The sequence below is a fragment of the Akkermansia biwaensis genome, assembly GCF_026072915.1.
Classification (GTDB): domain Bacteria; phylum Verrucomicrobiota; class Verrucomicrobiia; order Verrucomicrobiales; family Akkermansiaceae; genus Akkermansia; species Akkermansia biwaensis.
In genome coordinates this window covers 2,007,866-2,020,783 of record NZ_AP025943.1, presented here as the reverse complement: position 1 = coordinate 2,020,783, position 12,918 = coordinate 2,007,866, and the positions used below count along the sequence as shown (strand labels likewise).

At 55.0% G+C, this 12,918-nt stretch carries 7 protein-coding genes; 3 read left to right on the top strand and 4 right to left on the bottom strand.

Annotation, left to right across the window (positions count from 1 at the left end; all coding sequences use genetic code 11):
* Positions 1–43: 43 nt before the first annotated feature.
* From OQH67_RS08310 to OQH67_RS08295, 4 genes are all read right to left on the bottom strand, one after another.
* A complete protein-coding gene (locus tag OQH67_RS08310) occupies positions 44–1,450 on the bottom strand; it encodes a GDSL-type esterase/lipase family protein (RefSeq protein WP_215435840.1) in 1,407 nt (468 codons plus the stop codon).
* A gap of 118 nt (positions 1,451–1,568) precedes the next feature.
* Positions 1,569–2,012 carry a hypothetical protein gene (locus OQH67_RS08305; protein WP_067571778.1) on the bottom strand — a complete coding sequence of 148 codons (444 nt, stop codon included), beginning with the start codon at positions 2,010–2,012 and terminating at the stop codon, positions 1,569–1,571.
* 140 nt (positions 2,013–2,152) lie between these two features.
* Positions 2,153–4,219: an ATP-dependent DNA helicase RecG gene (gene recG, locus OQH67_RS08300; RefSeq protein ID WP_215435842.1), complete on the bottom strand. Its 2,067-nt coding sequence runs from the start codon at positions 4,217–4,219 to the stop codon at positions 2,153–2,155.
* Positions 4,220–4,264: 45 nt separating this feature from the next.
* The gene (locus tag OQH67_RS08295; RefSeq protein WP_215435843.1) at positions 4,265–4,939 is read right to left on the bottom strand and encodes a peptidoglycan recognition protein family protein; all 675 of its coding nucleotides are present in this window, start codon (positions 4,937–4,939) and stop codon (positions 4,265–4,267) included.
* Between the two features lie 260 nt (positions 4,940–5,199).
* Here OQH67_RS08295 and OQH67_RS08290 point away from each other — a divergent pair, with 260 nt between their 5' ends.
* The 3 genes from OQH67_RS08290 (at position 5,200) to OQH67_RS08280 (ending at position 12,917) form a co-directional block, all read left to right on the top strand.
* Entirely contained in the window at positions 5,200–6,780 is a 1,581-nt protein-coding gene (locus OQH67_RS08290) for a hypothetical protein (RefSeq protein WP_215435844.1), read from the top strand.
* Positions 6,781–6,959: 179 nt separating this feature from the next.
* Complete coding sequence (locus OQH67_RS08285) at positions 6,960–8,786, top strand: phosphoenolpyruvate carboxykinase (GTP) (protein ID WP_215435845.1); 1,827 nt, start codon at positions 6,960–6,962, stop codon at positions 8,784–8,786.
* Between the two features lie 723 nt (positions 8,787–9,509).
* The gene (locus OQH67_RS08280; RefSeq protein WP_215435846.1) at positions 9,510–12,917 is read left to right on the top strand and encodes a beta-galactosidase; all 3,408 of its coding nucleotides are present in this window, start codon (positions 9,510–9,512) and stop codon (positions 12,915–12,917) included.
* Position 12,918 lies beyond the last annotated feature (1 nt).

The window sequence follows — 12,918 nt, the reverse complement described above, 5'->3', positions numbered from 1 at the left end:
TCTTGGGCATTCTGTCCAGCGCCTTCCGGATTTAAATGGCGAATCAACGCACAGAGCGCGCCATGATCTTGTCCAAGACAGGCTTGATGGTCTCCGCCATCAGCCTCTGCCCTTTCGTATTGGGATGAAGGGGACCCGCCTTCTTTCCATTAATGACTACAATCTGAGGATCATAAAAGAGGTCTTCATTAACACTCCCGTCTTCCTTCAGGAATTTTCCGCTAATATCCAAAAAGGTGACATCCCGGCTGCCGCGGTACAGTTCCGCCAGTTGTTTGTTGATACTCATGTCCTTCTTAAACTTTCCCCCGGGATCCGAGGCTCCCGGCACATGCCAGTTGCGTATATCGCTGGGAAGAATACCAAGAAGCATCACATGAGTTTCGGGTAACTTTGCCTGTACGGAAGAAACTACTTTCCGGATACCCTCCAAAGTTTCCTTCTCCGTTTTCATTCTTCCCGTGTCGTTGGTACCAATCATGATGATGGCAACCTTGGGATTGACGTGGTCCAGAATCCCCTTATCTATGCGCGCCAGAACATCTCCGGTCAGGTTGCCGCTGACACCCAGGTTTTTTGCATGATAGCGCCCATAAAATTCCTCCCAGATAGGGAGAAAATCCTGCAACGGCGGTTCCTTTTTGCAGTAATTGTTCGTAATAGAATCTCCTATGTAGACCAGATCCGTTCTTCCTTCTGGAGTATAAAGGGGATCCAGCTCTGCCAAAATCTTTTGCAATTCTACTCCAAGTATTTTGTATCCGGCGGCGTTGAGATGAACCCCATCAGACATATATTTCTTGTTGGCCCTCCCTGAACGATCGTCCTGCAAAAGATCTCCCGGATTGGCGAAAAAAACGGTTTTTCCGTCAGCCAGCTGTTTGTAAAACTTATTCGTTTCCTTGATGACCGGAATGCAAAAATCCATATCCTGGCGCGGGAGAACGCCAAGCAGCAAAATCTTGGAATTGGGGCATTTCTTTTTTACCAGTTCTACAAGGGCTTTCATGTTGGCGGCGCATATCCGGGCCGTATCCCTTCGGTGCCCAATGTTGTTTGTGCCAAGCAACATAATGATCACGCGCGGAGAAAGGCCATCAAGTTCTCCATGAGAAACACGATAATAGGCATTATCAATATAATCGAAGCCAAAACCCATATTAGTGGTTCTGTACCTTCCGAAAAGTGAGCGCCAGGAATCATATCCCTGGCCGGAAACCTTGTCCGACGGTTCACCACCCCATTTATGGGTAATGGAATCGCCAATGATAACATACTCCGGACAAATCTCCCTGTTGCGCCGGACAACAGCTTCATGCCTGTCCTGCCAGCTGTAGGAAGCGGCATTCCTGTACTGGGGTTCCGCCTTTAGTGAAGAAGGCAGGCTTTCTCCAAGAGCAGCGTAGCATAAGCCGAACGATACCAAAAGAAGCAAAAAATGATTTAACATAATGGCTTCTACGGGAAAAGCGGAAAAGAACTTTCATCCTCCTCCATGAACATGCTAAGGCCGCTCCCCGTCAAGGAAGCGGCCCTGCCAGTTGAAGGTCTTTATAAATATTTACAGGCTAGTCTTCCACGATTTGCTCAACGGTCGTAATCGTTTCCACCACTTCAATATTGGCGGCAGCGGCAAAGTTGTTCACCGCCTTGAGCAGGGCGGGCGTCATGAGCTTGTCCTTCTGAATGCGTTGGCAATTTTCCAGCAGGTCCACGATGGTATCCTGGACATCTCCATTAAGTTTGGTAATCCGGATAGCCTGTTGGGAAGTGAGCTTCACATTTTCCATGGACTTGTCCAATTGCTTGGCCTTCTGAGTCAGAGCATCGAGCTGCTTGATGGCGATAGCGACCGCCGTATTGTCCTTCACGTCGTCCAGAACCTTGTTGGCGGACGAAATCAGGTCGACATTCTGCTTAGCCAGCTCTACGGGATCGACCGCATTCTGGGCCATGGCGGAGGCGGAGCATACGATCGCCACCACGGGGAGTATTTGATACGTTTGAATCATTGTTTTATCGGTTGTTCGGGTTAAAAGAAGAGGTGTTCCTCTTTGCATCTTTAGATTCATTCCAATACACAAACCGTTGCAAAACGTATTTGTCATACACTCCTTACCAGCTGGCGGCAAAAGGATTGCAGATGATAATATTAATTGGCGACCCGCTTCATTTCACCGCTTTCTAACAAAAAGCGGAGAGGGCGGTATTTGGCGGATTTCAAGTCTGGATCTTCCGTCAGAATAGCTTCCGCAAGCTCCCTGCCGCGGTGGATCAGCCGGACGTCCAAAAGCCATTCCTCAAACCGCACTCCCTTCAGGCCGCTCTGGGAAGTTCCCAGCACGTCTCCCGGCCCCCGGAGTTTCAAATCCTGCTCCGCCAGGTCAAACCCGTTGGACGTGGTTTCCACAATGTGCAGCTTTTCCCACTGTTCATCTCCGGGCTGGGCTTCCGTCATCAGAATGCAGTAGGACTTGTACGCTCCGCGGCCAATGCGCCCGCGGAGCTGGTGAAGCTGGGAGAGGCCGAAATTTTCGGCATTATTGATAATCATCACCGTAGCGTTGGGCACGTCCACGCCCACCTCCACCACCGTGGTGGAAACCAGCACACTGGTCCGGTTGTCCCGGAAATCCTTCATAACGGCCTCCTTTTCCTCCGCAGGCATCCTGCCGTGCAGCAGCCCCACGTCCACATGGGGCAAGAGGGCCTTCCATTCGTCCAGCTCCTTCGTCACGGCCTTTCCCTTCCGGGACTCCTCCCCGTCAATCAGCGGGGAAACCACGTAAATCTGCCTTCCTTCCTCCAACTGGTCCCTGACGAACTTGACCACCTTCTCCCTGTCCTTCGCGGTGCGGATGGCCGTCACCACCTTTCCCCGGCCCCCCGGCATGCCGTCCAGGATGGAAACGTCCAAATCCCCGTAAAAAGTCAGGGTCAGCGTCCGGGGAATGGGGGTGGCCGTCATCACCAGCACGTCCGGCCTCTCCTCCCGCGCAATCAGCTTTTCCCGCTGATTCACGCCGAACTTGTGCTGTTCGTCAATCACGACAAGGCCCAGACGTTCCGGCACGTTCTTCCCATAAAGGAGGGCGTGCGTTCCCACCACAATGCCGCCCTGACCGCCGAATGAAATGTGGGATTCCTCCTTCCTCTCCGCCGTCACCAGGGAAACGGGAACATCCAGCTTGTCCAGCATCTGCCTGAACTTCAGGTAGTGCTGTTCCGCCAGAATCTGGGTGGGAGCCATCATCACGGCGGAATACCCGTGTTCCACGGCCAGCAGCATCGCGCACAGCGCCACAAGCGTCTTCCCGGACCCCACATCCCCCTGGAGCAGCCTGTTCATGGAACGGGGGGCCTTCATGTCCCGGTAAATCTCCCGCACGCAGCGCTTCTGGGCTTCCGTCAATTCAAAAGGCAGGGACGCCGCCAAATCCCGGACCAGGAGGCTGGAACCGGCCGTCTGCATGCCGGGAACCGCCTCCGCACGGCGGCGCCTGTAGGCCACGTTCAACTGCTGGGCCAGGCACTCCTCCAGCGCAAAGCGCCGCCTCGTCTTGTCCCGCGCTTCCGCGGAACCGGGAAAATGCAGGTCGCGCAGCGCCGTCTTGCACGGAACGCCGGGCACAAATTCATAAATCTCAGGTTCCGGTTCCGGAGACAACTGCTCCAACGCCTCCCAGACGATCTCCCGCAGCCTGCGCACGGGAATGCCCATCCTGCCGCTGTACACGGGCACGATGCGGTTCAGGTGGATGGAATTGTCCTCCCCCTCCCGGATCAACTCGAAATCCGGATGAACCATGCTCAACTTCTTCCCGTAGGGCTTCATGCGCCCGTACACGATCATCTCCTGCCCGGCGCACAGCATCCGGGCAATCCCCGGCATGCTGAACCACAGGCAGGAAAAACGGGCATTCCCCAGGGACTGTTCATCCTCCAGGACGGCTTCCACGTACCTGCCGCGCCCCTTGCCGCCCTTCCCTCCCCAGCCTTTCCAGCCTACGTCCACCACCCGGCCGCGGAGGCAGACGGGCGCGCCGGAGGACAGGGAATCATAGCGGTCGAACATCCGGCGGTCCTCATACCTGCGGGGCAGCATGAACAGCAGGTCCCGTACAGCGGCCATTCCGGCCGCCTGCATCGCCGCCAGTTCCTTGGGACGAATGAAGGAGCAGGCCTCCAGGGGGGATGTCAGAAGCAGATTGCCGGCCATTGTTCCAGGCGCTTTCCTCACAACTCATGCACCAGGCGGCCCGCATCAGTGCGCCGCCGGAGCGGGCTTCGTTTCCAGGCAGCGCCTGTAATAATCCACGCGGGACACAAACCAGCTCCATTTGTACCCGGGCCTGCCGTTGGTCAGCAGGGGGGCGGGACAATTCTTGCCTGTCCAGTAATAATGGGGCACCACATTGCGAAGGGGAATATTGTACTGCTTCATCAGCACCGCCGTCAGCTTGGCGGAACGGTTCCAGGTCACGATGGGATTGTGGGACCGGACCTCCCCCATCTCAATGCCGATGGAATACATGTCACCCGGGCCGCCGCGGTCCGCGTGCCGCCCCGTTTCATTCAGGGGGATGTGCTGGATGGCGTGGTACTGGTCCACGGTGAAATGCCAGTTCAGGGAACCCATCGCCCCCCTTTTCAGGGCACGGGAATGGGCGGCGGCGTCCCCGGTGGGATTGGCCGTGCTGTGGATGGTGATGAAGCGCGGCTTCATGGAACGGGCCGCGCGGCGCGCGCGGGAGCGCGGGGACATGAAATCCCGCTCAATGCGCACTTCCCCGGCCATCTGGGACATGGTGCGCGGCACGGGGGGAGCATTACTGATCCTGAAGCTGATGGCGGGAGGCCGGGAAGTATCCGAACACGCCGCAAACAGAGCGGGAAGCGCCAGAAACGCCGCTTTTGCCATCAACTTTCTAACATTCATGATTCTTCCCTAGACTATCCAATGCAAACTGGCAAGCAATTTCCCTGTCAAATCACTCCTTCATTACATCCCGGAATGTCCAATCCGGCAGGCATTGACAGAAATTCAATTATCTTCATCGGCAAATTCGATTCATTCCCTCCCTTTTCCACCGCCTTTCCCATGTTAAAACATTTTTGATGAAGAAACAAAGACGCCGCTATTACCTTGACGACTAAAAATCAATTCACTAGTTTTCACCCGCATCCCGACTCAAAAACATGAACACCCTTGCACACTATTATCGCCTGATAAGAAACATCATGTTCGGCAACGACGACCTTCAGGGATTGGGAAACAAAAAAAAGATCACCACCGCCTTATTCATCATCTCCTTCATCGCCATCGTTATTTCCCTGATCAAAGTCACTCAAACCGTCTTTTCATCCCCTCTGAACGAATACCGGGAAATGGCAAACGTCGCCGCCATTCTAAATATCAGAAGCGGGGCACTCTTTGACATGTCCCATTTCCCCGGCAGTATTTACCTGTACGGTTTACTGCAGCCATGGCTGCTTTCCTTCCTCCCTGATTCATGGGACCCCATATTTCTCAACAGAGTAGCATCCTATTCATTCATGGTCATAGCCTTTATTCTCTTTATCATCATCCAGAAAAGGCTTTTCCTCCTGCTGAACATTCCGGCTGCTGGAAAAACGCTCCTGGCCACCGGACTCATCTATTTGAACTGCCTGTTGAGCATAGCACCCTCCAACATGGGACCGCCCAACTTCCTCGGAATGGCCTTAACCAACGCCATCCTGCTTCTTTCCCTGTATTCATTCAGGGGCAAGACACTTCTTCTGGCCGTGCTGGTGGCTGCCTCATTCCTGACGAAACAGTATTTCCTGTTCTCCCTTGTCTATGGAGCGCTTGCCTTCATCTTCCTAGAAAACAAACATAAATGGCTCAAACTTTCTTTCTTCATGGTCGCATCAGTAGCACTGGTTTCGCTTTGTTTCCTGCTGGATGAAACCCGTTACGCCATCCTCCATCACTTTGTAGCTCAGCAGCCATTCCGGAAAACTCTGCCTCTTTTCTGGATCAAATTAAGCCAGTTTGTGATCCTTCTCATCCCTCTTTTCTGGATCTTTTACAAACAGGCCATCATTGACTCCACCAAACCTGAACAGGAAAAAACGGCCAAGCCATCTCCGTATTTCCTGTTTATTATAAGCGCTTTCATCCTGGCTTTTCTCGCCATCGTAAAAGTAGGCGGCCATGGGGGCGCGATCGGACTCATGTATTATGTTCACATTCTGTTGACCCCAGCCTGCCTGTGCGGTTCCATCCTCCTGGCTAAAAACCAGAAAAACGGTCTATTTACGATTGCCATAGCGCTTCTCGCCCTCGTTGCTATCCAAACCACCGCCGACATCAACAGGACGAAAAAGAAACATCATTGGGATAACATCGCCATGATCCAAAAGGAGATGCAGGAACACGGACGCCAGTACGTGCTGGGGTGCCCCATGACCTCATTTCTGGAAATCTCCCTGTTCCGCCAGGCCTCTGATCCGGGACAGCTAGAATACTACCATACCCTGAACACCTCTCCGGGGTCCTTCCGGGAACTTCTTGGCGGAGTAAACGCCCAAAATGAACAATTCCAGAAGCAGCTCATTGAAGACCTTAACAGGAAAAAGTACAAGGTTATCTATACGGATGCCATTTCCCTACTGGAAACACAGGAGATATTCAACAAGGAATTGATGAAAAACTATATCCGGACCGGCTCCTACGTCATCAGTTCAAAACTTGCCGGAAAGGAAGTCACCAGATGGGTGCCCAGATCCATGTAACGCGATAAACTCCGGAACTGGAAAAATCCCTCTTGAAGACGTTCATGCCATGATGCGGCCATCCGCAATCATGGACCGAAACATTTTCCCGGAGACATTGAATCATCAACAGGCAGACCCGTAAAAAGCCGCACGGGAGACTTGCCAACAGCCATTTCCGTGCATACACTATTCTCACCATGAGTACCACTCACGAAGCAGCTAAGAAGTGGGTCGAAGAAATCGCCCAGCTTTGCCAACCCGACTCCATCTATTGGTGCAACGGCTCTCAGGAAGAAAATGATGAGCTTTGCAACATGATGGTAGAAAAGGGCACCTTTATCAAACTGAACCCCGAGAAGCGTCCCGGATGCTTCCTCGCCCGCTCCACTCCCTCGGACGTGGCCCGTGTAGAAGACCGCACGTTCATTTGCAGCGAGAAGGAAGAAGACGCCGGCCCGACCAACCACTGGGCGGACCCCGCTGAAATGAAGGCCAAGCTGAAGGGCCTTTTCCAGGGCTGCATGAAGGGCCGTACCATGTACGTCATTCCCTTCTGCATGGGTCCCCTGGACTCCCCGCTGGCCAAGATCGGCATTGAAATCACGGACTCCCCCTACGTCGTGGTCAACATGCGCATCATGACCAAGATGGGTGCGGAAGTTCTCAAGCGCCTGGAAGACGAAGTCAAGGGCGGCGGCAACCCGAAGCGCGACGGCTACGGAACCTTCGTTCCCTGCCTCCACACCGTGGGCGCTCCCCTCGCAGACGGCCAGATCGACGTGCCGTGGCCCTGCAATGAAGAAAAATACATCTGCCACTTCCCGGAAACGGAAGAAATCTGGTCCTTCGGCTCCGGTTACGGCGGCAATGCCCTGCTCGGCAAGAAGTGCCTGGCCCTGCGCATCGCCTCCGCCATCGCCCGCAAGAACAAGTGGATGGCTGAACACATGCTCCTCCTGGGCATTGAATCTCCGGACGGCACGAAGGCCTATGTGGGCGGCGCATTCCCGTCAGCCTGCGGCAAGACCAACCTGGCCATGCTCGTTCCCCCCGCCTCCTACCGTGAAGCCGGCTGGAAGACCTCCATCATCGGTGACGACATCGCCTGGATCTGGCCGCACGAAGACGGCACCTTCCACGCCATCAACCCGGAAAACGGCTACTTCGGCGTGGCTCCCGGCACGTCCTACAAGACCAACCCGATCGCCATGGACACCATCAAGAAAAACGTCATCTTCACCAACGTCGGCCTGACCGACGACGGCGACGTCTGGTGGGAAGGCATGGACGGCCCCGCCCCCGCCCACGCCATCGACTGGCAGGGCAACGACTGGACCCCGGACTGCGGCCGCAAGTGCGCTCACCCGAACGCACGCTTCACCGCTCCCGCCTCCCAGTGCCCGACGATCGACCCCGAATGGCAGAACCCGGAAGGCGTGTCCCTCTCCGCGATCCTGTTCGGCGGCCGCCGCGCCACCACGATGCCCCTCGTATTCCAGTCCCGCGACTGGACGCACGGCGTATACGTGGGCGCCACGATGGGCTCTGAAATGACCGCCGCCGCCTTTGGCGCTATCGGCCAGGTCCGCCGCGACCCGATGGCCATGCTTCCCTTCATCGGCTACAACGTAGGCGACTACTGGCAGCACTGGCTGGACATGGGCAAGACCGTTGCCAATCCTCCGCTGATCTTCAACGTGAACTGGTTCCGCAAGGACAAGGACGGCAACTTCATCTGGCCGGGCTTCGGCGACAACATGCGCGTCCTCGACTGGATCCTCCGCCGCTCCAAGGGCAAGGCGGAAGGCCAGAAGACCGTGCTGGGCGTCTCCCCGACCTATGACGAGCTGGACAAGACCGGCCTAGACTACAGCGAAGAACAGTTCAACGCCAACATGGCTCTCAACCCGAGCGAATGGAAGGCTGAACTGGAAAGCCAGACCGAACTGTTCGACAAAGTGGGCAAGAAGCTCCCGGCCGAACTGGAAGAACAGCGCCAGATCCTCATCAAGAGCTTCTCCTAAGCAGAGAAACTCCTGACTGAGCGTCAACTCAACAGCAGAGGCTGTCCCATGAACGGGACAGCCTCTTTTTCATTCCCCTCCATCTTCTCAACATGCACTTAGGGACCGCGGCAGGCCCGCTCACACGGCATGGTCAAAAATCTCTGCCCGTTATCGGCTTCCCATTAAAAGATAGCAGGTAGCCATGTCTTTCCATCTATCGGGGCGGGGCGAATGAAAAGGCGTAAAGAGCTGCAATGAGATGATATGAATAGAAAAAATAAAATCGTTTTCCGCCTGAATATAATATTCAGCATTTTTTGGGTTTGCAGCTCTATTTTAACTTGAAACATTATGTTTATTTAGGGTTTTCTGAAAGAAAGAAATGGGAAAACGGGTATAGTAGGGAATAGGTTCAGCCGTGTGTTTCATGGTTTTTTATAGCCGCGGCATATGTTGGGAAGCCATTCCCGGTATGATGCTGCGCTCACTTATCAACTCCGAATTTATCTGGGACGGCTTGAGTAATGCCTGGCTTAAGATGGATAACAATACAAATAGCCGGCGGCCTGTCCGCCAAAGCGGAAATGTCCGGTATCTGAATGCAACGTCCCGGAGAAAGAAAAAACCACGGTCAGCGGATTAAGGCGCTTTTACGTCCTGAAAGAACGCTGCCGGCGCTCAAATGGAAAATTGCCCTGGAAGAAAGCCTGAATTAATTCGAAAAAGAAAGACCATCAATTGATGAAACGATTACCACTGCTGCTCTGCATCCTGCTGACGGGACTTGTTACTCCTGTATTCGGCAAACTGGACGGCACTTACATGAATGAGGCCGGAATGACCCTGAAAACGCCCCATGCCGCATGGGATGAAAAAGGCGAGCTTCCCCATAAGAAAATACTTTTTATCATGCAGCAGACGGCCTCGCGCGAGATCATTGAGCTGGTTCAGCGCTTCCCTGGCTTTGAATATGAAGTGGTTCTCACAGCCAATGAACATAGCATCGGAGCGGACGATATTTACAGCAATCCGATTGCGGGGCTGAGCACCGCCGACAAACATCAGGAACTGGCCGACAAACTGGCAAAGGATTATGATCTGGTGGTCGTGGCAAACGTCGATTTTGCGATCCTGCCGGATGAGCAGAAATTCCGCCTGATGTCGATGGTGCGGAACGGAACCGGCCTGGTCCGGATTCAATCCAGTGAACCTTGGTCCGAACTTAAGAAACTGCCTTATAAAAAACCGTACGCCAAACCGTTGCCCCGGCCTGAATGGGTTGCCGGAAGCAACGGCCTGCCCGGAAGCAGGCCGGAAAATTTTGAATCGCGTATTTTCAACGCCTGGCAGTTCGGCCATGGCCGGATCGTCGAAGTCGATTATGGCGCGGGCTACCGGGCAGGAGTGGGGCTGACGCCGTACTTCGACTACACCACGGACTGGCTCTTTCTCTATGAAACGTCGCAGGCTTTTCTGGCCCAGGTGCTCTATTACGCCAGCGGAGTAGAACTGCCGGCATTTTCAGTACGGCAGGACAGCGGCAAATTTGTCGTGGCCTCTCCGGAGAAAACCACCGTCGAGGGCCGTATCCGGCAGACGGATAATTCCGTCATCCGGAACAGCCTTGATTTCACGAACCTTCCGGCGGGAAAATATACCGCGGACGTATTGGTCCGCCGGAATGGCGCGCTGGTCAACTTCGGCGCCTTTCCCTTTACGGTGGAATCCGCTTTCGGGGCCGTATCGGTGGAAGCGCCCAGGCTGGTGCAGAACCGCGGCCCCTTTTCCGGCACGCTGAAACTGGCTTCGCCCGCGCAGAACGGTTACTCCGTCAAAGTGGAGCTGATGGACGCCCCCTACCGCAATGTATGGTTCAGCAAGACGTTACCTTTGGAGGCCGGAAAGAAAGAGTTCCCATTTGACCTTGAAAATTACCGGATGCCGACCATCGGCGGTTATCTGCGCTGTACCGTTTACGATGCCCGGGGCCACGCGGCGCATGCGGAAAAACCGGTGATTTTCCCGGACTATTCTCTGGAGGATTACCTCCAGCTTACCTGGGGGCAGGTTGGCTGCACCTTCAACCCCGCCTTCGGGGAGAGGATTATCGACCGCCTCGGCTGGAACGTATCGCTGCAATTTTTCAGCAAGGGAGATATTGAAAACACCCTGCGGAACGAAAAACTGTGCCCGTATATTTGCCGGATCGGGATGGAAGCCGGACCAAACAATGAAACCAGGATATTGCGCAAGCTATGGTCCGAACAGAAAGAAAATATGGAGCGGCTGGGTACGTTGAACGGCGACGAATCGTTCTACCACCCATTGGTCCGGAAGCTTTGGGCCGACGATCTGCGGCGCCAGGCAGAATACCTGAAAGACCTGAGCCCTGTGCTGTACAACCTGGGCGACGAGAATTTTTACACCTACGACGCCGGATTCGGAGAGTCGGATAAACAGCCGTTCGCTAATTTCCTGCGGCGGAAGTACCAGACCATTGAAAACCTGAACCTCGAATACGGCGCCTCCTACGCCGGCTTCAGTGAAGTGCCCCACCTCCGGCTGGACGAGGCCAAAAAAGAAGGAAACCTGGTCGCCTACAACGACCACCGGGAATACATTGAAAAAATGTACGTGGACATGCATCATTTCCTGGCTTCGGAAATCAAAAAGGTTCATCCCGGAGCCCGGGTCGGCGCGGAAGGCTCCCCTCCCGGCAATCTCGAAGAAATGATCAAAGGGCTGGACTTCTGGGGCCCTTACAGTGGCATGCAGGAAAACGAGGCGTTGCGCGCCTTCGGGGCGGACCAGGTCCGTACCATCTGGTGGGGCGGCTATTGCGCGGAACGTTCATCCTATCCGTACAAACTCTGGGAACACCTGCTCCAGGGAGCGATCAACGGCCACGCCTGGTTCCTAATCAACCCCGCCCTTGGGGAAACCAGCCATTCCGGCGATCTTTCCGAGGCGGAATACCTGCGCCAATACATGCCCCACCTCGATGACCTGAGCTACGGCCTCGCGCAGCTGCTGATCAAAACGCCGTTTCCGGATACCGGCATTCTCTTCTACTACAGCCACTCCTCCAAATCTGCCGCCCAGGCGGACAGCCGCTGCGTCAACCCGGACGCCAGCATGAATCCGCTGCTCCGGTATTGCTACCAGCGCGGACTGGGCTTCAATTTCGTCTCTCCCAACACCCTGGAACGCCTGAAGAACGCCCGGCTCCTCTTCCTTTGCGGAACATCCTCCCTGAGCGACAAAGAGTGCGCGGCCATTCTGGATTTCGTCAAATCCGGCGGCACAGTACTGGCGGACGCCAACATTGCGCTCTTGAACGAAAACCTGAAAAAACGCCCCAGTAACCCCTTGAGCGAACTTTTCGGAGACCTGACGTTCGACCAGGCGAAAGAGCTCGAAATCCAACCCTATGAGAGCACAAGCGGTGCCCTGGCCCTGGCGGGGGAAAAGGCGCATGCAGTCCACGGCAATCCGGGCCTGCGGCTCCACAAGGCCGGCAAAGGAAATGCCATCCTGCTGAATGCCTCGCTCTCCGTTCTGGAAAATAATTTCCGGACCGGCTCCTCTCTGAACGCGTTCCTTGACCAGGTGGTAAAGAGCGTGGGCATCCGTCCTCCGGCCGTGATTCCCGATTTCAGCGACACCCTGATGGTCCGTCCCCGGAAGGCCGGAGAATTCGAACTTCTGGGCGCCCTCGGCCAGGAAAAGGACCTCGGTAAATCATTCACCGCCAAGTTGCCGAAAGAAAAATACATTTATGAATGCCGCAAAGGGCTGGTCGGGAAGTCAGACCGGCTTGTCTTTAAATTCTCTGAAGTGCCGTTCCGCTGCTTTGCCCTGTTTGACCGGGAGCAGCAGCCGCCCGTGGTAACCGCTCCGGCCCAGGCGGCAAAAGGCGCCCGTGCCCTGCTTAAGATTTCCGGACCGGCCAATCCCCGGGAACGCGCGTACCGGATTACGGTAACGGCCCCGGACGGCAAGGAAATGCTGCACCGCAGCAAAACCATCTACGGCAAGACGGAATACCCGCTGGATTTCGCCTTCAACGACCTGCCCGGCATCTACCGCATCTCCATTGAAGATGCAGCTACAGGCTTGAACACTCAACACGAAATCGAGGTAAAATAAT

Bases quoted from the DNA above. Each gene is read 5' to 3' on its own strand.
- OQH67_RS08310 (WP_215435840.1), bottom strand. From the start codon at position 1,450: ATGTTAAATCATTTTTTGCTTCTTTTGGTATCGTTCGGCTTATGCTAC.
- OQH67_RS08305 (WP_067571778.1), bottom strand. From the start codon at position 2,012: ATGATTCAAACGTATCAAATACTCCCCGTGGTGGCGATCGTATGCTCC.
- recG (WP_215435842.1), bottom strand. From the start codon at position 4,219: ATGGCCGGCAATCTGCTTCTGACATCCCCCCTGGAGGCCTGCTCCTTC.
- OQH67_RS08295 (WP_215435843.1), bottom strand. From the start codon at position 4,939: ATGAATGTTAGAAAGTTGATGGCAAAAGCGGCGTTTCTGGCGCTTCCC.
- OQH67_RS08290 (WP_215435844.1), top strand. From the start codon at position 5,200: ATGAACACCCTTGCACACTATTATCGCCTGATAAGAAACATCATGTTC.
- OQH67_RS08285 (WP_215435845.1), top strand. From the start codon at position 6,960: ATGAGTACCACTCACGAAGCAGCTAAGAAGTGGGTCGAAGAAATCGCC.
- OQH67_RS08280 (WP_215435846.1), top strand. From the start codon at position 9,510: ATGAAACGATTACCACTGCTGCTCTGCATCCTGCTGACGGGACTTGTT.